The organism is Marseilla massiliensis (assembly GCF_016899855.1).
In the GTDB taxonomy this organism is placed as follows: domain Bacteria; phylum Bacteroidota; class Bacteroidia; order Bacteroidales; family Bacteroidaceae; genus Prevotella.
Genome location: NZ_JACJJG010000018.1, coordinates 18,521 through 43,731, shown reverse-complemented (window position 1 = coordinate 43,731; position 25,211 = coordinate 18,521). Strand labels below are relative to the sequence as shown.

The 25,211-nt window shown below is 40.5% G+C and carries 22 protein-coding genes, 2 tRNA genes, 1 other RNA gene and 1 pseudogene; 14 read left to right on the top strand and 12 right to left on the bottom strand.

The window, feature by feature from the left end; genetic code table 11:
* Nucleotides 1-455 (bottom strand): annotated as a pseudogene (locus H6A34_RS05535) (transposase); the annotation flags it as partial.
* A gap of 132 nt (nucleotides 456-587) precedes the next feature.
* Here H6A34_RS05535 and H6A34_RS05530 point away from each other — a divergent pair.
* Nucleotides 588-875, top strand: a complete 288-nt coding sequence (locus H6A34_RS05530; protein WP_205104003.1) for a hypothetical protein — start codon at nucleotides 588-590, stop codon at nucleotides 873-875.
* 150 nt (nucleotides 876-1,025) lie between these two features.
* Here H6A34_RS05530 and H6A34_RS05525 read toward each other — a convergent pair whose 3' ends face one another.
* From H6A34_RS05525 to recR, 6 genes are all read right to left on the bottom strand, one after another.
* Nucleotides 1,026-1,559, bottom strand: coding sequence for a hypothetical protein (locus H6A34_RS05525; protein ID WP_205104002.1), 534 nt, complete (start codon nucleotides 1,557-1,559; stop codon nucleotides 1,026-1,028).
* A gap of 165 nt (nucleotides 1,560-1,724) precedes the next feature.
* Nucleotides 1,725-1,799, bottom strand: a tRNA-Asp gene (locus H6A34_RS05520).
* Nucleotides 1,800-1,872: 73 nt separating this feature from the next.
* Nucleotides 1,873-2,388 (bottom strand): GNAT family N-acetyltransferase, encoded by a 516-nt coding sequence (locus H6A34_RS05515; RefSeq protein WP_021947333.1) that lies wholly within the window; start codon nucleotides 2,386-2,388, stop codon nucleotides 1,873-1,875.
* The gene (locus H6A34_RS05510) at nucleotides 2,388-3,584 is read right to left on the bottom strand and encodes a glycosyltransferase family 2 protein (RefSeq protein ID WP_205104001.1); all 1,197 of its coding nucleotides are present in this window, start codon (nucleotides 3,582-3,584) and stop codon (nucleotides 2,388-2,390) included. Before H6A34_RS05510 ends, H6A34_RS05515 begins: the two co-directional genes overlap by 1 nt.
* Nucleotides 3,581-4,009 carry a hypothetical protein gene (locus tag H6A34_RS05505; protein WP_205104000.1) on the bottom strand — a complete coding sequence of 143 codons (429 nt, stop codon included), beginning with the start codon at nucleotides 4,007-4,009 and terminating at the stop codon, nucleotides 3,581-3,583. Before H6A34_RS05505 ends, H6A34_RS05510 begins: the two co-directional genes overlap by 4 nt.
* Before the next feature lie 46 nt (nucleotides 4,010-4,055).
* Entirely contained in the window at nucleotides 4,056-4,670 is a 615-nt protein-coding gene (gene recR / locus H6A34_RS05500) for a recombination mediator RecR (protein WP_205103999.1), read from the bottom strand.
* A 617-nt stretch (nucleotides 4,671-5,287) separates the two neighbouring features.
* On the opposite strand from recR, the gene yihA reads away from it, so the two are divergent.
* From yihA to H6A34_RS05470, 6 genes are all read left to right on the top strand, one after another.
* Nucleotides 5,288-5,899: a ribosome biogenesis GTP-binding protein YihA/YsxC gene (gene yihA, locus H6A34_RS05495; RefSeq protein ID WP_205103998.1), complete on the top strand. Its 612-nt coding sequence runs from the start codon at nucleotides 5,288-5,290 to the stop codon at nucleotides 5,897-5,899.
* A gap of 4 nt (nucleotides 5,900-5,903) precedes the next feature.
* On the top strand, nucleotides 5,904-7,691 hold the full coding sequence (abc-f, locus tag H6A34_RS05490) for a ribosomal protection-like ABC-F family protein (protein ID WP_205103996.1): 1,788 nt from the start codon (nucleotides 5,904-5,906) through the stop codon (nucleotides 7,689-7,691).
* A gap of 155 nt (nucleotides 7,692-7,846) precedes the next feature.
* Nucleotides 7,847-9,853, top strand: coding sequence for a transcription termination factor Rho (rho, locus tag H6A34_RS05485; RefSeq protein WP_205103994.1), 2,007 nt, complete (start codon nucleotides 7,847-7,849; stop codon nucleotides 9,851-9,853).
* Between the two features lie 150 nt (nucleotides 9,854-10,003).
* A tRNA-Arg gene (locus tag H6A34_RS05480) sits at nucleotides 10,004-10,078 on the top strand.
* 87 nt (nucleotides 10,079-10,165) lie between these two features.
* Nucleotides 10,166-10,551, top strand: an RNA gene (gene rnpB, locus H6A34_RS05475) — RNase P RNA component class A.
* A gap of 43 nt (nucleotides 10,552-10,594) precedes the next feature.
* Nucleotides 10,595-11,923, top strand: a complete 1,329-nt coding sequence (locus H6A34_RS05470; protein ID WP_205103993.1) for a YihY/virulence factor BrkB family protein — start codon at nucleotides 10,595-10,597, stop codon at nucleotides 11,921-11,923.
* Nucleotides 11,924-11,980: 57 nt separating this feature from the next.
* Here H6A34_RS05470 and H6A34_RS05465 read toward each other — a convergent pair whose 3' ends face one another.
* Nucleotides 11,981-12,382: a hypothetical protein gene (locus H6A34_RS05465; protein WP_021947325.1), complete on the bottom strand. Its 402-nt coding sequence runs from the start codon at nucleotides 12,380-12,382 to the stop codon at nucleotides 11,981-11,983.
* Nucleotides 12,383-12,583: 201 nt separating this feature from the next.
* On the opposite strand from H6A34_RS05465, the gene H6A34_RS05460 reads away from it, so the two are divergent.
* Together H6A34_RS05460 and H6A34_RS05455 are read left to right on the top strand one after the other, a co-directional pair.
* Entirely contained in the window at nucleotides 12,584-12,973 is a 390-nt protein-coding gene (locus tag H6A34_RS05460) for a YkvA family protein (protein WP_205103991.1), read from the top strand.
* 66 nt (nucleotides 12,974-13,039) lie between these two features.
* Nucleotides 13,040-13,372: a cupin domain-containing protein gene (locus tag H6A34_RS05455; protein WP_205103989.1), complete on the top strand. Its 333-nt coding sequence runs from the start codon at nucleotides 13,040-13,042 to the stop codon at nucleotides 13,370-13,372.
* A 7-nt stretch (nucleotides 13,373-13,379) separates the two neighbouring features.
* On the opposite strand, the gene mnmL is transcribed toward H6A34_RS05455, so the two are convergent.
* The gene (gene mnmL, locus H6A34_RS05450) at nucleotides 13,380-14,324 is read right to left on the bottom strand and encodes a tRNA modification radical SAM protein MnmL/YtqA (protein ID WP_205103988.1); all 945 of its coding nucleotides are present in this window, start codon (nucleotides 14,322-14,324) and stop codon (nucleotides 13,380-13,382) included.
* A gap of 97 nt (nucleotides 14,325-14,421) precedes the next feature.
* Here mnmL and H6A34_RS05445 point away from each other — a divergent pair, with 97 nt between their 5' ends.
* From H6A34_RS05445 to H6A34_RS05425, 5 genes are read left to right on the top strand one after another with little or no spacing between them, the layout of a single operon-like run.
* On the top strand, nucleotides 14,422-16,626 hold the full coding sequence (locus H6A34_RS05445) for a S9 family peptidase (RefSeq protein WP_205103986.1): 2,205 nt from the start codon (nucleotides 14,422-14,424) through the stop codon (nucleotides 16,624-16,626).
* A 27-nt stretch (nucleotides 16,627-16,653) separates the two neighbouring features.
* Nucleotides 16,654-17,877 carry a DUF4861 domain-containing protein gene (locus H6A34_RS05440; RefSeq protein WP_021947320.1) on the top strand — a complete coding sequence of 408 codons (1,224 nt, stop codon included), beginning with the start codon at nucleotides 16,654-16,656 and terminating at the stop codon, nucleotides 17,875-17,877.
* A 33-nt stretch (nucleotides 17,878-17,910) separates the two neighbouring features.
* Nucleotides 17,911-19,524 carry a thiamine pyrophosphate-dependent enzyme gene (locus H6A34_RS05435; RefSeq protein WP_205103984.1) on the top strand — a complete coding sequence of 538 codons (1,614 nt, stop codon included), beginning with the start codon at nucleotides 17,911-17,913 and terminating at the stop codon, nucleotides 19,522-19,524.
* Nucleotides 19,521-20,090, top strand: a complete 570-nt coding sequence (locus tag H6A34_RS05430) for an indolepyruvate oxidoreductase subunit beta (RefSeq protein ID WP_205103983.1) — start codon at nucleotides 19,521-19,523, stop codon at nucleotides 20,088-20,090. Before H6A34_RS05435 ends, H6A34_RS05430 begins: the two co-directional genes overlap by 4 nt.
* 43 nt (nucleotides 20,091-20,133) lie before the next feature.
* Nucleotides 20,134-21,447, top strand: coding sequence for an aminotransferase class I/II-fold pyridoxal phosphate-dependent enzyme (locus H6A34_RS05425; protein ID WP_021947317.1), 1,314 nt, complete (start codon nucleotides 20,134-20,136; stop codon nucleotides 21,445-21,447).
* Nucleotides 21,448-21,574: 127 nt separating this feature from the next.
* On the opposite strand, the gene H6A34_RS05420 is transcribed toward H6A34_RS05425, so the two are convergent.
* The 3 genes from H6A34_RS05420 to H6A34_RS05410 are packed head-to-tail and all read right to left on the bottom strand — an operon-like array spanning nucleotide 21,575 to nucleotide 25,053.
* Nucleotides 21,575-24,214: a golvesin C-terminal-like domain-containing protein gene (locus H6A34_RS05420; RefSeq protein ID WP_205103982.1), complete on the bottom strand. Its 2,640-nt coding sequence runs from the start codon at nucleotides 24,212-24,214 to the stop codon at nucleotides 21,575-21,577.
* A 2-nt stretch (nucleotides 24,215-24,216) separates the two neighbouring features.
* Nucleotides 24,217-24,768: a 1-acyl-sn-glycerol-3-phosphate acyltransferase gene (locus tag H6A34_RS05415; RefSeq protein ID WP_205103981.1), complete on the bottom strand. Its 552-nt coding sequence runs from the start codon at nucleotides 24,766-24,768 to the stop codon at nucleotides 24,217-24,219.
* A gap of 18 nt (nucleotides 24,769-24,786) precedes the next feature.
* Nucleotides 24,787-25,053 (bottom strand): hypothetical protein, encoded by a 267-nt coding sequence (locus H6A34_RS05410; RefSeq protein WP_021947314.1) that lies wholly within the window; start codon nucleotides 25,051-25,053, stop codon nucleotides 24,787-24,789.
* Nucleotides 25,054-25,211 lie beyond the last annotated feature (158 nt).

Below are 25,211 nucleotides of genomic sequence, written 5' to 3'. Positions count from 1 at the left end.
CCGTAGAACCATCCCATCGTACACTTGCCCTTGGCGGCCCATCCCTTCATTGTCCTGTGGCTGTGCGCACGCTTTATATTGCATGACTTCAACGGTGTGGAGTCGATTATGGATATTCCAGTACATTAACCCAACGCACATGTCTGCAGGAACAGCAAAAGCCGGAGTCCTACCTTAGCCTGGCGTTCTACGAAGCGGTTGTACGACAGGCGGTGTGGAAACTCCTTGCGCATGTGGTTGCATACATAACCGAGATAGAACGACTTGAGGTCGCGCTGGCGCAAGATATGGAACAGTACGAGGATGGTCATCACCTCGCTGTCAGACATGAGGCATGGGCGGTTGCGGCGACGTTTGCCGGAGATGTCCAGCGTGTGTTTTTTCAGTTCAGGAGCAAAATATTTGCAGAACTCATCGAGAATACAGAAAATTTCTATTATATTTGCATCAGTCATGGGAATGGATGTTTTTATGTAACTTATTGATTGTCAACTATAAAGGTACTAAAAATATCTCATTCCCACAACTTTTTCAATCGTTTTCTTATACCGAACTCACGTTATTATAGTTCATTCTCAGATGATTTAATGCATAGCTATCCGGACTTTAAGTTTTTTGTAGCTGATATAAATACGACATCGAAAGGTGATACATTGTCAAATAATCTCCAAAACGCTGTTGAATTAAGTTTCAAAGCAATAGAACCACTTGAATTAAATTTTAAAAAGGAAATATCAAAAAGAGAGTTAAACAAACGAGTAGAAAATATAGCTCCACAATTCAAAGCGGCAAAAGAAGTGCTGACTCAAGAAGAAAAAGCGTATATTGATAGACTAACCCAAGCTCTTACATATAATTTCTTATACGCACAATAAAAACACATAAAGAATCAGCCCATCAAATAAGTCCTTGCAAAAAACGGTTTATTTGGTGGACTGATGTATTGGGAGAATGATTTGCGAAGAATGGACTTGTGGCTCCTCATAGGAATCATTCAATTCTTTTATTTGTTTAATAGCTAAAACTTATGAATTAGTAGTTGCAATGATTGCAATTACAATTATTGCAAATATCACAATAGCACTAATAATCATTTCTGTCGTACAACCAGAATTTGATTTAAGCGAAGGTGATGTTTTTCCATCAGTGCTATCAATTATATGTAAATTTTCCACACCTAATATTTGGCATAACTTATCTGCTGTAATTGAAGCCAAATTCTCCGGCATGGGCGTACCAATTTTCTCATAAAAAGGATTATATTTATCTTTTTTCCTTTTTAGCATCGTTTCAAGAGAATAAATAAAATCGGTCTGCCTTTGCGCAGCATCAATAATTTCTTCATTAAAATGGTCGTTAAGATATTCATAAGCCCCCTTTCTATCTTCTTTTAATAGAAATTTTGCCACCTCAGCGGATAAAACTTCTTCAGAGGTTATGTGCGCCAGTCTTTTCTCCATTTCTTCACGTTGTTTGCGGAGGCTATCTGCCACACCTCTTGTTATAGAACTACCAGCAACATATCCTGCTCCGGCATTTAACAAATCTTTATTATCCATATGTGTACTTGTTAGAATTACTTTTCAACTATGCATCCGCTATCATTTTTGACAATGGCGGGGCAAAAATAAAAAATTTCCTTTAATGACAAACACCCGACTTTACATTCATGGGTGTAAAATCGGGTGTTTATTTTGTAAAACATTGATTTTCAATGTTTATTGCGGTGCGTACGGGACTCGAACCCGTGACCTCCTGCGTGACAGGCAGGCATTCTAACCAGGCTGAACTAACGCACCTTAGGTATCTGTCTTAATTGCGGATGCAAAGGTATGAATATTTTTCGTAACGACCAAATATTAAACGTACTTTTTATAAAAAAAGTTGAAATAATAGAGCGTTATGGTAATTTTTACCATCAAATAGCCAGTCTTGAAGCTCCGTTGTAGATATAAAACCACATCGTTCAAACAAATTTAATGATTGTTTGTTGTCTTTGTTTACATAGGCATATAATTGGTGTAGATGTAGTATATTAAGAGAATAGTCTTTGATTTGGTTGATGGTCGCTTGGGCAAAACCTTTATTACGAAACTTTTGTTCTATAACAATTCCAACCTCAGCTCTAAGATGTTTGGGATCAAAATTTATAAGGTCGACAATTCCAACTACTTCACCACATTTGTTTTCAATCATCATTCTTACTTGCCTATCGGCATATATGTCGTTTTTTGAATTGGCTATGTAGTCATAAAGCGTATAGCGTGAATATGGCACGCTTGTTACGCTCACATTCCATAGACGAGTGTCGTTTTCAATACCATACAGAATGTCGAGGTCTTCCGGTTCAATAGCTCTTAATCTAACAAATGGCAGGTGTTCGGTCATCAGCTTATTATTTCTTTATCCGTTATTATCATATTGTGTTGCGGTAAATATGTGCCAATAAGTATGTCTTTATTAGGTTTTAAGGAAAATATTTCCAAGATTGTTTCGTATTTGTATGCCGTAATGTCGTAAACGGCATATACCTTGTTATCGTTGTCTGCGTTTATGTGTAACGTTGTATGTCCTAATTTGTTTGAATATTCGTCGCTTTCAATATATTCGGCTATTAACCCATTCCTGTTTGCTATTTGACGGCATGCCTCAAGTGAATTGACTTTACCTATGAAGACGTATTTGACGTTTCTTCTGTTTTTTCTTGTAGTGAAACCGAGCATTTTGTTTACATTGTCCGTCAGTATCTTCACTAACGCAAATGATGCTTTTACATATATGGCCGTTTTAATCGGTATGTACAACCAAAAGCCAGTGTGGCTATAATGCTTGCGTAAGAAGATGAGCATGGCTTCGTAAAATACATGTACATAACGGAATGATGATTTTTGTGTGCTTTCCCCTTTATAGTGGAGGATTTTTGCAGGGATGTACCAGTTATCGTATCCTTCAGTCATTAGTCTGTATGAAAGGTCTATATCCTCGCCATACATGAAGAAGTCTTCATCAAGAAGCCCAACTTTATCAAGGGCGGTCTTCCTCATCATCATGAAAGCTCCGCTTATGATTTCTATTTTTCCAGGAGTATTCCATGACATTCCGCACATATAATACTTGCCAAATCTCTTGTGTGTGGGGAATTTTGCGCATAGGCCACTCATTTTGTAGAATGATGTCATGGGGGTCGGTTTGCCTCGCCTGCTCTCCAAGGCCCGGCTTCCGTCGCAATTCAGCATTTGTAGTCCCAATCCTCCGGCATTGGGATGTGAGTCCATAAAGTCCAGACATTCTTTGATCGTATTTTCTCCGACAAATGTGTCTGGGTTGATTAGTAAGACGTATTCACCTGAAGTCTGTCTTATCGCCATGTTGTTGGCTTTTGCAAAGCCGTTATTGTGGTGGCTGGCTATAAGTTTAACGTCATGGTCCGTAGCCGTTAAATACTCGACCGTATCATCTTTTGAATGATTATCAACCACGAATATTTCCGCGTCGATACCGTCTATCGCACGTTTAATACTGTCAAGGCATTGCATTAAGTAAAACTTGACATTATAGCTGACGATTATTATAGACAGTTTCATTCTTCCGTTTGGGTTTCGTTAACGCATCTTGATGTACTTGGAAAGATGAACGCAAGGCATATAAGCCCTATAATGCCCATATAACCGAAAGCTACGTTAAATCCAAAGAGGTAGTAACAAAGTGTGTTTACCATCATGGGTACACAAAGCATAGCCATGCGTATCGTGCCCCATTTCGTCAATCCTCTGTTTGTATCGTTTTTCAGTGAGAGGCTTATTTTCTTGAACTTGAACAACTTGAGTGACAATGGTATCATGCATATTGTAATTATTTCCATGAAAGTAACGGCCAGGAATTCAGCATTGGCATTGTCAGAGAAGCTGCCAGGCAGTAATGCCCCGCTTTCATATAATACTATTATAATAAGCGATATCAATACGCTTCCTAACATTTCCGCTGTCAATATGTATTTTGTTTGCTTCATCGTTTATACTTTATGATTGAGAATAAAAGAATAATAAAATGAGTGGTTATTTCCCTTCAAACGGCATGCGGTTGATAATCGAGCGTCCGAGGGTCACTTCGTCAGTATATTCAAGTTCGTCTCCAACGGATATGCCGCGTGCAATGACGCTAAGACGTATATCGTATTTAGCGAGTTTTCTGTATATGTAGAAGTTGGTCGTGTCGCCTTCCATTGTAGAGCTCAAAGCAAGTATTACCTCATTTATTCCACCGTCTTCTACACGTTTTACGAGCGAGTCAATCTCGATGTCGTTCGGCCCGATGCCGTCCATTGGCGATATTACGCCTCCGAGCACGTGGTACAATCCGTTAAACTGTTGTGTATTCTCTACGGCCATTACGTCCTGTACGTTTTCCACCACGCATACAGTTGTTGCGTCACGATGTGGATTTGCGCAAATCGGGCATATATCGGTATCGCAGATGTTGTGGCATACGCGGCAATACTTAATGTCATGCCGCATTGTATTTATGGCGTTAGTAAAACGTTCAACCTTCTCCTTGTCCTGACGCAGCAGGAACAGCGCAAGCCGTAAGGCCGTCTTTTGTCCGACGCCAGGCAGACCGGTCAGCTCGGATACGGCTTTGCCGAACAGCTGTGAGGGGTATTGTTGGTTCATGTCTTTATGTTTTTTCGTGGCAAAGTTACTTCAATAAGACATAAAAACCAAGATTCTTCATGTTTTTATTTTGCCAAACATCCTTTTATTCAATGAAAAATGTACAGCGATAAGCTGGTTCAACGAAAATCATGAAGTTATGAACGATTCTATAAAAGACCATGTTTTACGCTATAAAATGCCGTGTTTTACAATATAAAAGGTGACCTTTTGAATTGTAAAAGACCACTTTTTGTACAAATACCGGGTTTTAGCGCTCGCATAGTGGGTAAATAATGATTAAACAACATGATGATGTCGCTTTTGTTAGTTTACCTGTATTTTTATTGCGAGCATACTTGCTTGCTTTGTCTCGGAAATGAAAATAAAAGTTCGTTTCGCTTTCTTTTATTTTGCATTTCACTCGACTTGCACTATCTCTGGATATGATAGGCTTCGTCTCGGAAATGAAAATAAAAGTTCGTTTCGCTTTCTTTTATTTTGCATTTCACTCGACTTGCACTATCTTTGCATGCGGAAATTGTGGCGCACGGCAGAGGGCATGGCCGTAACCATGCCGGTAATACGTTTATGCGCCATACGCATACATATTTTTATTTACAGGAAAACTACGCTAAATGGACATCAACAAATCCGAGTTTGTAATAAGCAGCCCTACATGGACAATGTGCCCCAAGGACGTGAAACCAGAGTATGCTTTCATAGGAAGAAGCAACGTGGGAAAATCGAGCCTTATAAACATGTTGTGCAACCACAAGAACCTGGCCAAAACATCAGCTACGCCCGGAAAGACGCTGCTCATTAACCACTTTATAATAAACAACGAGTGGTACCTCGTTGACCTGCCCGGATACGGATACGCCAAGCGCTCAAAGGTGGTGCAGAAGAAACTGGAGCAGATGATTACGTCGTACATCCTACAACGCGAGCAGCTTGTAAACGTGTTCGTGCTGATTGACATACGCCACGGATTCCAAGCCATAGACCGCGAGTTTATCGACTGGCTGGGGCAGAGCAACGTGCCTTTCTCTATAGTATTCACCAAGGCCGACAAACTGGCCGTAACCAAGGTTAGTCCCGCGGTAGAGGGATATATGGCTTCACTGGCCGACACGTGGGAAGAGTTGCCACCGTACTTCATTACGAGCAGCGACAAGAAAACAGGACGTGACGAAGTGCTTGACTATATCGACTCGATAAACAAGACGCTGAAGGAGGGCGGCAAATAGGCTGATGGCTGGACAAATTCCATATCTTGACGTACAGCACCTAACAAAATCATTCGGCGCGCATGTGTTGTTTGAGGATATATCATTCAGCGTGGCCGAAGGGCAGAAAATTGGTCTTGTGGCGCAAAACGGCACGGGCAAATCGACATTGCTGTCAATCATAACCGGTGCGGAGGGGTATGACTCGGGAGATATAATTTTCCGCCGTGACCTGCGCGTTGGGTATCTTGAGCAGACACCGAAATTCAATCCGGAAGACACTGTGCTCGACGCCTGCTTCAACCATGCCGGTGACGATGAAAAAATACTTAAAGCCAAGCAGATTCTGACGCAACTGAAGCTCGGCGACCTTGGACAGACAATGGGAACGCTCAGCGGCGGACAGCAGCGACGCGTGGCATTGGCCAACGTTCTGATAACAGAACCTGACATGCTGGTGTTGGACGAGCCGACCAACCATCTTGACCTGGAAATGATAGAATGGCTCGAAGGATTCCTTTCGCGCGGCAACAAGACACTGCTTATGGTCACGCACGACAGATTCTTCCTTGACCGCGTATGTTCGGTAATCCTTGAACTTGACAACAAGACAATATACACCTACCGCGGCAACTACAGCTACTATCTGGAAAAACGGCAGGAACGTATTGACAACCTGCGCGCCGAAACGGCACGCGCCAATAACCTGTACCGTAAGGAACTTGACTGGATGCGCCGTATGCCGCAGGCACGTGGGCATAAGGCAAGGTATAGGGAGGATGCCTTCTACGAACTGGAAAAGATTGCCAGACGGCGCATAGAGGAACGGCAGGTCAGGCTGAAGTCGAGAAACGTGTATATTGGTAGCAAGATTTTCGAGTGCCAGTATATATCCAAGCAGTTCGGTCACGACAAGGTAATATTGAAGGACTTTTATTATAACTTTGCCCGTTACGAGAAGATGGGTATTGTTGGTAACAACGGTACGGGCAAGTCGACATTTATAAAAATGCTGCTCGGACTGGAGAAACCTGACGGCGGACGATTCGACATAGGTTCAACAGTTAAGTTCGGTTACTTCTCGCAAGAGGGATTGAAGTTTGACGAACAGAAAAAAGTTATAGATGTCATAACCGACATTGCCGAGTATATCGACATGGGAGGTGGCAAGCACCTGTCGGCATCGCAATTCCTGCAATATTTCCTGTTCACGCCGGAACAACAGCACAATTACGTGTACAAACTGAGCGGTGGAGAGAAACGTAAGCTGTACCTTTGCACCGTGTTGATGAGAAATCCCAACTTTCTCGTACTTGACGAGCCGACCAACGACCTGGACATACAGACTTTACAGATATTCGAGGAATACCTGGCGGATTTTCCAGGCTGCGTAATAATAGTAAGCCACGACCGCTATTTCATGGACAAGGTGGTAGACCACCTGCTTGTGTTCAAGGGTAACGGTGAGGTTCAGGATTTTCCCGGGAACTATACCCAATACCGTGAATGGCGCTCACTTAAAAGCAAGGATGAGGAAAAGGATAATAATACGGCGCAGAAGGCGGCCACTGTAAGAGAAAAACGTCATTCAGACAAGCGTCGTATGACGTACAAGGAAAGACAGGAATACGCAAAACTCGAACAGGAGATAGCCCAGCTTGAGGCTGAACGAAAATTGCTTGAAGAACAACTGTGCAGCGGGACTTTATCTGTAGATGAGCTTACGGAAAAGAGCAAGCGTCTACCTGGTCTGAAAGAAGAACTCGACGAAAAGGAAATGAGATGGCTTGAACTGTCAGAAATAGAACAATGAAAGTTGAAAATTAGTTAAAATAGGAAGATGTTATACCATTTTGTTCGTTTTCTTCAATATTTATTATTACTTTTGCATATCAATTAAAGATACAACCATGCGTTTCCGCTCGCGAAACGTGTTCAATCATTAAATTTTTCACACATATCTTACTTATGTACAGCAAAGACGACTTATTATCTAAAAATATCGCCGAACTTGAAGAAATAGCCGAACAGACAGGGGCTAAAATCAAGTCAGGCGACAGCCAGGAAGATATTATTTATTCAATTCTTGACAAGCAAGCGGAAGTTGAGGGTAACAAGAATCCCCTCGGAACAAAACGCCGTAGAGTGCGAATAGTCAAGAAAGATACAGATAGGGTTTATACTGTAAACGGAAAAGAGGGAGAGAATTTCGACCTTAAGAAAAACAAAGTGCAGGCAGAAGTTCCGTCGCTATTTAACGATACTCCTATAGTGGCTCCGGCAAAACCCAAAGCTACACGTTCAAGGTCAAAAGCTAAAGCTGAACCTGAACCACAGGTTGAAGAACTGCCGGAACAGGAAATTGACGCTGAAGTACCTGAAAACGTAACGCCGGTTGTTGTAGATACGCCAGAACCAGAACAAATTGGTGGCTTGGAGGAAACTACTGATACGCATGTAGAGGAAAATGTTGAAGCCATGGTGCCGCCGTTCATGCGGGACGATAGTTCGGAGATAAATAATGAGGAAGAACCAATTGTGCCGGAAGAAGGATATACAAATAATGACGATGCTACAGAAGGAGCGGATCAGTCAGACCTGATAGCCCAATTACAGGCTAAGGTCAACGCACACAACGAAATGGCGGACGAAAAGCGCGAGGCAATGGTTTCGGGTGTTTGGGAGGGCGATCCCGGCGACGGAACGGATTTTATAACTGTAGTTGATCTGCCGATTGAAGATCAGACCGCGGTTCCGAACTTTGACATGTTCGATAATCCTACTTTGCCAGTTGACATGAATACTGTTGCCTATGCACCACATCCAGAGCAGGAAATGGTAACATCGTTTGATTTTGAGGATATCATCACCGCAAACGGGGTACTCGAAATAATGCCCGACGGTTATGGATTCTTGCGTTCAAGTGATTATAATTATCTTTCATCACCCGACGACATTTACGTCTCGATAGCGCAAATCAAGCGCTACGGACTTAAGACAGGTGATGTGCTTGAGTGTCATGTCCGTCCGCCTCATGACGGAGAAAAGTATTTCCCGCTTACAAGTATTGACAAGATTAACGGACGTGATCCGGCGGAAGTGCGTGACCGTATACCGTTTGACCATCTGACCCCGTTATTCCCTGACGAGAAGTTCACATTGTGTGGCGACCCGGCTACGACAAATCTCAGCACAAGGATTGTAGATCTGTTCTCGCCAATAGGTAAAGGCCAGCGTGCATTAATTGTCGCACAGCCAAAAACAGGTAAGACGATCCTTATGAAAGATATTGCAAATGCGATTGCCGCCAATCATCCTGAGGCATACCTGATGATGCTCCTGATAGACGAGCGTCCAGAGGAAGTGACAGATATGGCACGCACAGTAAATGCCGAGGTTATAGCTTCAACATTTGATGAACCGGCTGAACGCCATGTTAAAATAGCCGGAATCGTGCTTGAAAAGGCAAAACGCATGGTTGAATGTGGACATGATGTTGTGATATTCCTCGATTCTATAACACGTCTTGCCAGGGCGTATAACACTGTAGCTCCAGCAAGTGGCAAGGTCTTAACCGGTGGTGTGGATGCTAACGCATTGCAAAAGCCAAAACGTTTCTTCGGTGCGGCAAGAAACATAGAGGGTGGAGGTTCGCTTACCATCGTGGCAACGGCACTTATAGATACTGGCAGCAAGATGGATGAAGTGATATTCGAAGAATTCAAGGGAACAGGAAACATGGAGTTGCAGCTTGACCGTAATCTTAGCAACAAGAGGATATTCCCGGCTGTCAACCTTGTGGCTTCAAGTACGCGTCGTGATGATTTACTGCAAGACAAACTGACGCTTGACCGCATGTGGGTGCTGCGTAAGTTTATTGCTGACATGAACCCGATAGAAGCAATGAATACAATACATGACCGAATAAGCCATACAAGAAGCAACGAGGAGTTTCTTGCTACAATGAACTCGTAAATAAAATAAGCATTGTACAATTACTGAAACTTATGGCTTAGAATATGATTTAGGCTTCGAATCGTTATAATAGAACGGTACGAAGCCTATTTTTTATTCGGAAAATTTTGTGAAAAAGATATTTTTAAGTAAATTTGCACCCGATTTGGAGGTTCCGTAGCTCAGTTGGATTAGAGCAACGCCCTTCTAAGGCGTGGGTCTAGGGTTCGAATCCCTACGGAATCACAGATTAATCCCCGTAATTTCCATAGAAGGAATTTATGGGGATTTTTCGCAATGTCAAAAATATGTATTATCTTTGCATTAACGAATACAGTGCTCCGGTCTGTCGCCGGCACACTATCGTGCGGGAGGAAAGTCCGGGCAGCGCAGGACGCCTCACTTCTGAAAGTAGAAGCTGTCGGTGACGACAGGAGACGGCAGAAGAAAATAACCGCCTGTGCTTGTGTACAGGTAAGGGTGAGAAGGTGGTGTAAGAGACCACCGGGTGTCAAGTGATTGGCATGCCGTGCCATCTGGGGGCTGCAAGTTCGCGTAAACCACCGTCCGAGGGTTGTCCGCCCGATATGATATTCATAACGGTGGAGGGTGGAACGCTTAAGCCGTGGAGTGATCCGCGGATTAGATAAATGACAGACGCCTTATATCATGATGAATGTTATGAGGAACAGAACCCGGCTTACAGGGGCACTGTATTTATTTTCTTACATAACTTAATAATGCAGGCTAATACTTACATACATGAAAAAACGCATACAGCATATAATAGATTTCCTTAAAGTTGGTATATGGCATGTCAGACATGATGACGTATCCCCTTGGTTGTATTTTACATATAGCATTATAAAAAAAGTACTGCTTGCAATAGAAAGGGCTACGACAAAACGGATGGTAGCTTCGGCCTCGGCGTTGACTTACTCTACATTGTTGGCAATAGTTCCGATAATGGCAGTGGTTTTTGCCATTGCAAGAGGATTCGGTTACAACAAATATATTGAATCATGGTTTCGTGATGCGTTAGCCAGTCAACCACAGGTTGCGGACGTAATAATCGGTTTTGTCAACTCATATTTGGTGCATACAAAGAGTGGGGTGTTTCTGGGCATAGGTCTTATATTTATGTTGTGTACAGTAATAATGCTGATTAATAACATAGAACAAACATTCAATTATATATGGCAAGTAAAAAAGCCACGCAGTGTTTTCAGGACCATAACAGACTATATGGCGATGTTCCTTCTCGTACCGATAATTATAGTCGTAACTTCCGGAATATCAATATTTGTTGCTACGTTATTGGATAATATTGAAGGTTATGAATTGCTGGCGCCTTTAATGCGCTTCTTAATTGACCTGATGCCATACATCTTTATGTCAGCCGTATTTATAGCCCTTTATCTGTTTATGCCTAATACAAAGGTAAAGCTTGGCTGTGTGGTTGTGCCAGGCATTCTTGCCGGTGTTGCAATGCAAGGATTACAGTTTGTATATATACATTCGCAAATATGGGTCAGCAGTTATAATGCAATATACGGTTCTTTTGCCGCACTGCCGTTATTTATGCTTTGGGTACAAATTTCCTGGACAATTTGCTTGTTTGGTGCGGAGTTATGTTATACAAACCAGAATCTTGAAGATTTTGCGTTTCGGGCTAAAACTGAAGATATAAGTCATAGATACCGCATGATGTTGAGTGTAATGCTTGCAAGTCTTATTTGCAAACGTTTTGAAGAAGGAGGCAAGCCTTATACTGCTTTAGAGTTAAAGTTAAAAACGGGTATCCCGGTAAGAATAGTCAATGACTTACTGTATGAATTGATTTGTGTGAATATTATAACAGAAATATCATGTGACGAAAAAGGTGATGAAAGCAGATTTCAACCTGCGGAGTCGACAACACGGCTTAGTGTAGGGACACTTCTAGACCGCTTGGAATCAAAAGGAAAATGGGCGATCGAGCTGGACATGCACAAACTTGACTCGGAAAATTGGCGGAATGTAATACGTGCGCGCCAAGATTATCTTGACACACAACGTGAAGTGCTATTAAAAGACATGTATACCAATTGATTGATGGCTTATTTATCAAGTGTCAATCCAGTGGAGGCAAATTCTTAAGTTTTGTTTTTAAGCTAAGTCTTCTTTATAGTCCATTACAGCCGTGATGTATTCCTCAATTTCGTCACGGCGCATTTTTCTTATGTCCATGTTATCTATGGCTTTCATAATGGCATTGTATATGAAAACGAGCAGTAAGCCTATGACAACACCAAATAGCAGAGTCAATGTGTCATTTCTGAATGCGGATAAAACAATCGGCGGCATGACTAATATTATTCCAGGAACAACAAGTTTTTTCTTTCTTTCTTCCTCTCGGTCAAATATGCGTTGCTTGTCGTAAGCGTAATCCTTTACATCTTCTATTGTTATTCCGAAATCTTCAACGGAAGGGAAACCATGCTTCCCATTGTTGTTTTCAATTTTATTTATTAGTGTATGTTCCCAGTCTATTGTTGCTTTTGTTTCCATATTCTTAAAATTATAAAGTTGTAAAGCAGATTGCCAACAGATAATCGGACATTTTTTTACTTGATTTTCCCGACTTTGCTGCTACAAATCTTGTTTGCAAAGATAGTTTAAGTTAAACAAAAAGCAAAATATTTTTTGGACGTAATGAAAATAATTATTACTTTTGTACCACTATTATAATAAATTAAAAGCTATCCGATTATGAATTTACCAGATTTTATGTCATATTCCAATAAATTCACGGCTGGTGATTTTATTGAGAAAATTTCAAGAATAGCGAAAAGGGCAGGGGCAAAACTTGTATATGCAGCGTTCATTCTCTATTACACTCTTCAAAGTGACAAGGTGTCAGTAAAGGATAAAGCTATAATTATAGGTGCTTTAGGGTATCTGATAAGTCCTCTTGACGTAATACCAGATGCTATTCCTATTGCTGGTTTGGGTGACGACCTTGCAGTTTTGGTTTATGTATTGAATAAGGTCTGGGGAAATGTATCAGATGAAATTAAGGAAAAGTCAAGAGCTAAACTTACAAAATGGTTTGATGAGGACGAGATTAAGGAGATTGACACTTTGTTTGATAAAGAATAGATATTTATAGTGGATAACACATCTTTTTTGAAGACTTGTGATTTATAATATTGGGAGATTATATTTATGATAATAGATTTCAGCCAAATAAAAGAGGAAAGCGTGATGAATTTTAAGGGCGGTAAAGGTGAACTGTGTACACGCAATTATATTGATGGAAAATGTAAAATAATGAAAAGCTGTCTCCGTCCGGGTGCATCGAGTGGTTTGCATACACATGAGGGGAATTGTGAGATTGTATACATAATCAGTGGAACGGCGACGTTTTACTATGACGGTGAAAAAGAAACTGCAAATCCTGGCGAAGTCCATTATTGTCCAGAAGGCCATGCGCATTACATGGAAAACAATACAGATACTGATCTTGTATATTTAGCCATTGTGCCAGAACACCGTTAGGCATATTTTATTTGCATTCATGTTTCGTACATATTGTGTCGTATGCTTGTCCTTGGTGAATATCGTTCTTATTCATGTAGTTTATGAGCATATTGGTAAATTCATGATTTTTCAATCCCCAGTTTGGCGCAATCAGCATTTCTTTGGGTGCTTGTGATGTAAATCTGTCAAGTATCAGATTTGGGCGCAATCTCTGAATATATTTGGATAACAGAGGAATATATGATTCAGGTGTAAACAATCTGAAAGGATGTTTATTGTATTCATTAGCTAAAGCTGTTCCTTTTATTATCTGTAACTGGTGTATTTTCAGAATGTCAAGTTGAGTTGTTGAGATATCAGCGGCTTGATTTAACATGTCATTATCTGTTTCACCAGGTAATCCTAAAATGACATGACCGCCTGTTAATATTCCCCTTTCTTTTGTTTCTTTTATTGCGCGACATGAACATTCGAAAGAATGCCCTCTGTTAATTTTATTCAATGTGACGTTATTGTTGCTCTCTATCCCATATTCAATAATAATAAATGTTTGTCGTGATAAATTCCCGATATAGTCAAGTATTTCACTGGTAACACAGTCTGGGCGCGTTCCAATGACGAGACCAACCACACCATCTGTCTGTAATGCTTCTTCATATAAACGTTTTAGTGTGTCAAGTGATGCGTATGTGTTTGAATAAGCTTGGAAATATGCAAGATAGCGCATGTCTGGATACTTTCTTGCAAAAAAAAGTTTACCGGTTTCAAGCTGTTTTCTTATTGCCTTATTCTTGTCGCAGTATGATGGATTAAAAGTATTATTGTCACAAAAAGTACATCCTCCAGTACTTATTCTCCCGTCACGGTTTGGGCATGAAAATCCTGCATTGACTGATATTTTCTGTATTTTGTAAGGAAACAATGTCCGTAACCATGTGCCGAAGTCGTTATATGGTAATTGAGAATTCATATTTTTTGAACTTTTGTATTAATATCTTTTAAATCAATCAAGTATGCAAATGTAGTGAAAAATCTGTATCTTTGCCCAAAAATAACATAAAAGAACAATGAAAAAGTTTTTTGTCTTATGCACTGTCTTATTAATGACAGTGGGTGACATTATGTCTGGGAACATGCTTCAACTAAAAGATATTGCTAACGGTACTTATTCCGCAGAATATTTGAGCGCTGTAACTCCGTTATCTGATGGAGAGAGTTATGCCATGATAAGTAAGGATGGTCGACAAATAGTAAAATATTCCTATAAGACGGGTAAGCAAACAGGTGTGTTGTTTGATGTTGGCAATACCATAGGTGAGAGTATTGATGCATTTGACAACTATATTATGAGTCCGGATGGAACCAAAATGCTTATCCAGACAAACACAAAAAATATATATCGCCGTTCATTTACTGCCACTTATTACATTTATAATATTGCAGACCGAAGGATGGAACGGTTATCTGATAAAGGTATAGAACGAATTCCTGTATGGTCACCTGATGGACTTAAAGTTGCATTTGTACGGGATAATAATATATTTTTAATAAAATTGCTTTATGGTAATGCCGAAAGTCAAGTTACAAAAGACGGGAAGACAAATGGTATTATCAATGGTGTGCCGGATTGGGTGAACGAGGAAGAATTCGGATTCAATACAGCTATGACATTTAATGCTGATGGTTCAATGTTATGTTGGATTAGGTATGATGAGACGAATGTTCCAACTTATTCATTGCAAATGTATAAAGGACTTGATCCTGAGAATAATGAATTTGAATCTTACCCGGGATTTTATTCTTATAAATATCCTAAAGCCGGCTTTGAGAATTCATCAGTTTCTGTTATGAGTTTTGACATACAGTCACGCCAGACAAGAAAAATGCAATTGCCGATGGACACGGATGGTTATATTCCACGTATTAAATCAACGACAGATTCGGAAAAGATATTAATCTTTACAATGAATCGCCATCAAGATCAATTGCGTTTATATTCGGCAAATCCGCGTAGTACTGTATGTAAATTGCTTGTTGACGAGAATGTTCCTAAGTACGTAAAGGAAGAAGCTATGGAGAATATTATGGTTACCAGGAACCATATTCTTGTTCCAAGCGATAGAAGTGGACATATGCAATTGTATCTGTATAGTCTTACGGGCCAACTGCAAGGTCAGTTGACAAAAGCAAATTATGATGTAACAGACGTTTATGGTTACGATGAGGAATCCGGAAATGTGTATTATCAGGCAGCTGGTAAGAATCCAATGAATCGCGAGGTTTATGTAACTATGAAAAATGGGAAGACCATATGTCTGACATCTCGAGAAGGATGTAATACAGCTGTGTTCAGTAAGGATTTTAAATACTTCATCAATCAATGGAGCGATAGTAATACTCCGTATGAATACTCAATATATACAAATAATGGTAAGCAAACCGTAGCTTTGATTGATAATAAAGCTTTAAAAAGTAAGCTGGCAGATTGCGGCTTGCCGAAGAAAGAATTTTTCAGTTTTAAGACATCGGAAGGAATTGAATTGAATGGTGTGATGATAAAACCAGTCAATTTTGATGCAAGTAAGAAGTATCCAGTGATAATGTGGCAATACAGTGGTCCGGGAAGTCAGCAGGTAATAAATTCATGGAACGTAGGTTCTATGGGGCAGGGCGCGTTGTTTGATGAATATTTAGCCTCAAATGGATTTATTCTTGTATGTGTTGATGGTAGAGGAACTGGTGGCCGTGGTGCTGAGTTTGAAAAAAGTGTGTATATGAATCTTGGCAATCTTGAGTCAAAAGACCAGGTCGAAGCCGCTTTGTATTTAGGAACATTGCCATATGTAGATAAAAACAACATCGGTATCTGGGGATGGAGCTATGGAGGTTTCAATACCCTGATGAGCATGAGCGAGGGGCGTGGTGTCTTTAAGGCTGGAGTTGCAGTTGCACCACCAACAGATTGGAGATATTATGACACTGTCTACACAGAAAGATATATGCGTACTCCAAAGGAAAATCCGGCCGGTTATGATGATAATCCCATAAAGCGTGCAGACAAATTACATGGAGCATTGTTGATTTGTCAGGGATTGGCGGATGACAATGTGCATCCACAGAATGTGTTTGAATACTCCGAGGCACTTGTACAAGCAGACAAGGATTTCAAGATGAACGTTTATACTAATAGGAACCATAGTATTTATGGCGGGAATACACGCAACCATCTGTTCAGGCAGATTACACAGTTTTTTATTGATAATTTAAAATAATACTGACTACTATAATAATCAAAACAAATGAGAAAATCAAAATCATTTTGCGCTTTGGCGTTTGCTTTTATGCTAATGCCTGTTTCGGCGGTTGCCGGGGATGTGACAATTACTGTAGCAAATAATTCAGGTGTGCAGCGGCAGGAAGTTGTTGAAATTCCCGTAAAAGACGTTTATGCAAAACTTGGAATAAATGACGGAGACAAGTTTATTGTGAAAAATGCATTAGGACAGCAAGTCACTTACCAAATTACATATGATGGTAAGCTGCTCATTGATGCCAGTGTGCGTCCTGAAGGTACGGCAGATTTTACAATTGTTCCAGGAACACCGAAGCCGATGAAAACAATCGTATGTGGAAAGCAATATCCTGAAAGAGTAGACGATATCGCATGGGAAAATGACAGAACTGCATACCGCGTTTATGGACCTGCATTACAGCGTACAGGGGAAAAGGCTTTCGGTATAGATGTCTGGGTTAAGAATACTCCGGATTTAGAAGTTGAGAAGAGGTATGAAACAGAATTGTCCAACCATGGGAAAATAGAAGCTTTAAAAGAAGAAGGAAAAACGGCTGAGGCATTAGAAATGGAGCAAGAGACGACATACCATTATGATCATGGTTATGGTCTTGATTGCTATAAAGTTGGTCCTACGTTAGGATGTGGAGCGCCAGCATTAATGTTTGGTGGAGAAATGGTTTTACCATATTGTTATAAGACTTATAGAATTCTCGACAACGGCCCGTTGCGCTTTACCGTTCAATTGGAGTATAATCCTCTTACTGTTGGTACAGACAAGAATGTTATTGAACATCGTATTATAAGTCTGGACAAGGGCAGCAACTTTAATAAAATGACAGTATGGTATGAAGGTCTGACAAAACCTTGTGATATGGTTGCAGGAGTAGTTCTTCATAGCGAGGATACAAAAAGTGTTTTATATGGTGAGAACTATGTGCTTTATGCAGATCCTACGGATAATCCTGCAAAACAGAATTTCCAGATTTATGTAGGTGTGTTATTCCCCAACGGCGTAAAAGCCACTAAGGACATAATGTATGAAACGCCAACTAATGGGAATGCAGGCCATGGAGTAGGTATTATAACCTACCAGCCTGGTGAAAGATATACGTATTATTTCGGTTCGGCATGGAGCAAGAATGACGTACGTACACTAAATGAGTGGAAGTTGCGTTCAGAAGAAACGCTTAACGCCTTGCACGCTCCATTGAAAGTGACCGTAAAATAAAAATATAGCCATTGTTATTTTAAACTTAATACTATGAAAAAACTTTTATTAGGAGATGAAGCAATTGCCCAAGCTGCAATTGATGCGGGATTAAGCGGTGTTTACGCTTATCCTGGCACGCCTTCAACTGAAATCACGGAGTATATCCAAAATTCACGGATTGCAAGTGACAGAGGAATACACAGTAAGTGGTCCGTAAATGAAAAGACTGCCATGGAAGAAGCTTTGGGCATGTCCTTCATGGGTAAACGGGCTATGGTTTGCATGAAGCATGTCGGCCTGAATGTTTGTGCTGATCCGTTTGTCAATTCAGGCATGACAGGAACTAATGGCGGAATAATAGTTCTTGTCGCTGATGATCCGTCAATGCACTCTTCGCAAAATGAGCAAGACAGTAGGTTTTACGCAAAATTTGCAATGATACCATGTTTTGAACCATCATGCCAGCAAGAAGCGTATGATATGGTTGGTTTTGCGTTTGATTATAGCGAGCGGGTACATCTCCCAGTGTTGATGCGTGTAACAACAAGAATGGCACATAGTAGGGCTGTTGTTGAAATTGCTGATCAACCAAGGAAACAGAATGATATAAATTATAATTCTAAATCAAGTGAATGGGTCTTACTGCCGGCGATGGCAAGAAAACGTAATGATATTGTTACGGCACAACAAGTAGAATTGGAAAAAGACTCAGTAAAAAGTAATTTTAATATTTATTACGATAACAAAGACAAGACTTTAGGTATTGTCACGGGGGGAATAGGTATAAATTATCTAAATGAATGTTATCCTGATGGATGTCCTTATCCTGTATTAAAAATAGGTCAATATCCCTTACCAAAAGATTTGTTACGCAACATGACGAAAGAGTGTGACGAGATTTTGGTAATTGAAGAGGGACAACCTTTTATTGAGGATTCGCTTCGTGGCGTTATGCCTGGTGATTCAATTATTAAGGGAAAGTTGGACGGAAGCTTGCCAAGAACCGGTGAATTAACACCTGATATAGTCAGGAAAGCTTTAGGATTGCCGGAAAATGAAGGGCACGCGCAGAGTCAAAACACAGTTCCTCGTCCACCGGCATTATGTCAGGGATGTGGACACAGGGATGTTTATGCAGCTTTGAACGATGTTCTTGCAGATTATCCTAATGCAAGGGTCTTTGGTGATATAGGATGTTACACTTTAGGTGCACTTCCTCCATATAAAGCGTTGCATTCAACAGTAGATATGGGAGCGAGCATTACAATGGCAAAAGGTGCAGCTGACGCAGGGTTGTGGCCAGCCGTTGCTGTTATTGGAGATTCAACGTTTACACATTCCGGTATGACAGGTTTGCTTGATGCAATAAATGAGAATTCAGACATAACTGTTATAATAAGCGATAATCTTACTACGGCAATGACCGGTGGCCAAGATTCGGCAGGAACAAACAAACTTGAAGCTATTTGCCGCGGTCTCGGGTTGGATGATGAGCATTTGAAAACCGTCGTGCCATTACCTAAGAATATGCCGGAAATAACCCAAATGCTACGAAATGAGATTGAATATCATGGAGTAAGCGTTATTATTCCATGCCGAGAGTGTATGCAAACGTTACAACGCCATATCAGGGAAAAGAAACAAAAAGGAGGACAAGAAAAATGAAAACGGATATCATTCTTAGTGGAGTAGGAGGACAAGGTATTCTTTCTATTGCGGCAATTATAGGTGAAGCAGCTCTTAAAGAAGGCTTATATATCAAGCAGGCTGAAGTGCATGGAATGTCTCAAAGAGGCGGAGATGTACAGAGCAACTTGAGAATATCATCCGAACCAATACATAGTGATCTTATCGCCAAGGGACAGGCAGATGTGATAATATCCATGGAACCGATGGAAGCATTAAGGTATCTTCCATATCTAAATAAGGAAAAAGGATGGATTATCACGTCAAGTGTGCCGTATGTAAACATTCCGAACTATCCTGATATAGATAAAATTAAAGCTGAATATTCTGCGATGAGCAATGTTGTTCTCATAGACATTGATAAACTTGCCAAGGAGAACAATGTGCCTCGTTCAGCAAATGTCGTGTTGTTGGGGGCGGCTCAGAAGGCTTTAGGTATAGACATTGAAAAGCTTGAGGATGCAATTCGTGCCGTATTCTCGCGTAAGGGTGACGCTGTAGTTGAAGCTAATATCAAGGCATTGGGCATTGGCGCCGCCTTATGACGCTCGTTTTTAATGGAACTAACAGATTTATAAGTTTCAGGCCATGAGAGATACACCAATAAGTAAAGAACTTGTAGACAATGCCATAAGGCAGTTTGGTATACAGGATTTTGAGAAAGCAACGATAAGAGAGGTCAAGTCTGTTGCTGCTTTTGCGGAAAAGGAAACCGGGGTTGAGTTTGTAAAACTGGAAATGGGTATTCCCGGATTGCCGGCATCCAAGATTGGAGTTGAAGCGCAAATAAAATCTTTGAAGGATGGTATAGCCCATTCTTACCCTGACATCCAGGGATATTCCGGATTAAAAGCTGAAGCATCAAGATTCGTCAAGGCTTTTATCAATGTTGACATATCTCCAGAATGTTGTGTCCCTGTATGTGGCAGCATGCAAGGTACTTTCGCTGCATTTCTAACATGTTCGCAATGCAGTAAGGAAAAGAACACTGTTCTATTTATAGATCCGGGATTTCCTGTACAGAAAATGCAGTTACAGGTACTTGGAATACAGTATGAAACATTTGACGTTTATGACTATCGTGGAGATAAATTAGCGGAAAAGCTTGAAAGCTATCTTGTTAAAGGTAATATTTGTGCCATTGTGTACAGTAATCCGAACAATCCTTCATGGATATGTTTCAATGAGCAAGAACTTGAAACAATAGGACATCTGGCGACAAAATATAATGTAGTGGTCATGGAGGACCTTGCTTATTTCGCTATGGATTTCCGCCGGAATCTCAGTATACCTTTTGTTCCGCCATACCAAGTTACCGTAGCTCGTTATACAGAAAACTATATGTTGTTCATCAGTGGAAGCAAAGCTTTTAGTTACGCTGGTGAACGTATTGGGGTCGTTTGTATTTCGGACAATCTTTTCCATAGACATTATGATGATTTAGGAAAAAGGTATGAAGGTTTGCCTTTCGGTCTTGTTTATTCAACGCGTATGCTTTATGCTTTATCATCCGGAACGAGCCACAGTGCGCAATACGCATTGGCTGCAATGCTTAAAGCGGCCTCAGACGGGACGTATGATTTTCGTAAGGATATAGGCGTTTACGGTCAAAGGGCGCATAAATTGAAAGAAATATTCTGTAGACATGGTTTTCGTATAGTGTACGACAAAGATTTGGACGAGGACATTGCGGACGGATTCTATTTTACAATAGGTTATCCTGGCATGACTGGAGGAAGATTGGCACATGAATTAATGTATTATGGCGTTAGTGCCATCTGTCTTTCCACTACAGGCAGTCGTCAGCAAGGACTTCGTGTATGCACTTCGTTTATTGAAGACAGGCAGTTAGAAGAACTTGACAGGCGAATGGCTTTGTTCAATGAAAATAATCCAGTGTGATGAATTGTTGTATTCATGATTTTAAGAAGGTCATGTTTTAAAATGTAAACTGCCGTCTTCTGGCAAGTTAAAGGCCGTGTTTGGGACTCTCAAACACGGCCTTTTGCTCTTCTGTCTGCTTTGCTGCTTATTCAAGTAAGAAGTCCAGTATCCCTCGCATGATAGCCGAACGTTTTTTCTCCGATGTTATGCATTCAAATGGAAATCCCATGGTGAATGTTCTGCTATCTTTCCCGTCGTATGCCACGCATACAGAGTGGCCTTCGTTATTTGTCAAGGCGCAGAATGCTTTGCCTATCGGACTGATCAGGTCTATTGTTGTTGAAGCATAATGGTCTTCATTTAATGTCGTGTATATGTCGAACGACGTACCCATACCCGTTATTGTATTGCTGAATGAGGGGCGCACGGAGCCATTGTATGTAACATGCAGGACATTCTTCAAAAAATCGGCCTCGTCATCCTTCCTCATGTCACTGCCGATATATGCTCCGCTTACGAGCATGTTGCCTCCGCGTTGCACATATTCTTCTAACAAGTCTTGAAGTTCGGGAGTAAATGTCTTGTAATACTTTAATGAACGGCCGTCATCTTTTTCAAGGCCAAGTATCATGTCAATACAGTCATATTTATCCAGGTTGACAATGTTTTTACCGAGGGAGTATTTTGAACAACTTACGATATTGTACCTGTTGGCTTTCATCATAGCACGTGCGTGAACGGGAATATAGTTGAACTCATTTCCGCGTATAATGTGTCCTTCAAGTTCGTTCCCGCTGTATCCTAATCCTCCAGGACCTTCGGTCCCGATTTTTGTTTTATCAAAACATATCTGCGAGCCGCAATATCCAAGTGTTTTGTCAAGACAAACACCGATGTCAGCGTTTAAGTCAAACCCTTGACTGTATTCATTGTTTATTATTGCAGGAGCAGACAATCGCTGAAATCCATTGACGATAAGAATCGTCTTGGTTGCGTGAGGATTATAGACTGCCGATATTACCTCCGTCGGGAAACTTTCCCCACCTTCATTAGCCGCTGTAAGCTTAAAGCTATATAACGTATTGGGCATTAGTTTGATTTTGCAGGCTGTTCCTTTTATTTTAATGCCGTTATCAAAGTCATAGCCGTTGATTGCCGTGTACAGGACATAGGATGTCGGTACGGCTGTAGGCTCGTTTACATCATCCTGCCTGTCCCATTTTAACATAACAGTGTCATTAGCGACAAAATCAACGCAAAAATTTTCAGGGGCAAGTGGTGATACCACATATGGTTTACCATGCATTCCGGCGTTAAACCTAAGAATTGATTTATACAAGCTTCTGGCATAAGTAAACCGGAAGTTCGGGTCTTGTCCCATTGTCATGTCGGGAAAATTCTGATGCGACATTGTCTCTATAATTGCAGAAGGGATGATTGGACATCTTGTCTCTGCATAATTCCGGTCATACAGATATCTTCTGTTCCATTTTCCGTACTTTCTTATAATGTCACGGTTGGTCCCGTTTAACAGATAGTCAGCAAATGTTCTTGAATGGAAGCGCGACATGCCGGAAGCAAGTAATCCTCCATTGGCCGACGTCGTGCATATAGACAATGATCCGATAATAGATGAATAATCTTTTGAAAAACCGGCGTCACTATGTACTGCCAACGACAGTTCAAGGGGTACATTCAAGCCTGCTTCATTAGGGGCGAAACATGATCCACCTGCAAGCCAGTTCGTCATGTATGGTCTTGAATAAATGTCTTCCTTGTAATCATCAGTCCCGTTTTTAGCATAATACACGCTTTCCGGTGCACCAGCCCATTGAGCATAGTATCTGGACCCTTCCAGGCATTTGGGTAATCCGCTTGTTTTGCCTCCTCTGGCAACCACACCCATACCACCACCGAATCGTACTGCATCTGCAGTGACGACACCTTCGTAAGAACTTTCGTTTGTTAATACAACGCGATTGTCAGAATTGCAACCATAATCAAAATCAAATGTTCCAAGGTATACCCATGTTCCTCCGCCCATTCTTTGATTTACATTGAAAACTGTTTGCCTTCCTTTATGGTATACTATGTATTTTGCATCGGGTACACTTTGCGGCAGAGTGGGATAACTTACATAAACGGCATAGCGGCCACTTTTGGTGAAGCCTGGCTGATATGAGATTTCGCAATCTTTAACTTTTGATGCTTGAACCATGCGTGTAGTTCCTTCCTTGAAAGGATTGGTCTTGTCTCCGTATATCTTGCCAAAATTTGCAAAGCCTTTTATACCAGAGTTTTGCCATTTTTTATTAATGTTTACCTCTGTATAGTACGGTAACAATATTTCATTGTCATTATCAACAATTATCTCGTTTTTCTGCCAGTCTCTTTCACGTGGAGTGAATACAATTGCACCGGCATTTTCGAGCATGGGAATTAAGTATGGTACAACTATGATTTGCGTGAAGAGGTCTTCATTCGTGCAAAACATATTAGGACGTTGCCATTCCCATCGGTCTTTGTTTTGATTGAAATATCTGCCGTGACTTGCCCAAACTGATACATGTTTGTTCTGTAATCCTTTTGTTATTTCAATAGGTTTTGATTTGTTTGTTACCCACGGTAATCCTTTATACTCTACCTTTGTTCTGATTTCTTTAATTGGTTTGGAGCTTTTCTTATTTCCTTGCTTATTATTTTGAGGTTGTGAAACAATGTTGCGGTGGGTCCCGCAGGCAGCAAGTACGATGCAGGTTAAAAATATGTATATGTATTTTTGCATGATTAATCTCCGGTAGTAAAATTTTCGGGATGTCTTCCTTTATAGTTTTTAAAATAACTCTTTATATCGGACATGTCTTTGTCGATATCGCCATCGGGAATTATATATTTATTGCATTGGATTAGTTTACGTCCATAATCCAGGCCGTATAATAATATTGGTATTTGCGCCTTAAGCGCGATGTAATAAAAACCACGCTTCCATTCAGGATTAGCAGAACGTGTACCTTCTGGTGTAATGCACAAATGGAATGTTTCCGCATTATAGGCTATATCGGCTATTAGGTCTGTCATTTTACAGTGCTTGTTCCTCCATACTGGTACGCCTCCTATTTTTCTGAAAAAGAATCCAAGCGGCCAAAAGAACCATTCTTTTTTCATCATAAATTTAACTTTCATCCTCTCGGCCCTCATATAAAGTTGGCCGATAATGAAATCCAGATTACTTGTGTGAGGAGCAAGGCAGATTATATATTTGTCTGAATGATGCACTGTTACGTCTTTTTTCCAACCTAACAGTGTGTATAAAATCCATCCGCAAATCTTATGGCACATGATTTGTTGTGATGACAATTAAAGATTTGAGATGGTATCGGTTATTTCTTCTATTTGAGTCGTAAATTCGTCTTTCAGGTTTCTGAAATAAGCTTTGGGTTTTATTCCTGGTTCAATATGTGAAACCCTGCAAATATAGTCATTCCTTATTATGACTATGGAAGTCAATAATGCGTTGATTTCATCTTTTTTATTATTGTTATATAATGATGCCGCAACGCATTCTGAAAACAGATCCTGACAGATGTAGTTGATTATTTTTTTTAGCTCACGTTTATTTGCCATAATATCCTTCTTTTATTATCCTAAAATATTTTCACGTATAGAAAAAAGCATTCAATGCGTATTTTCTCGAAGCAAATATAAGAAATAAAAAATTAAAAATGGCGTGTTATCGAAAAAAAACATTATTTTTTTCAATTTATTTTATTTCTTTTCCTATA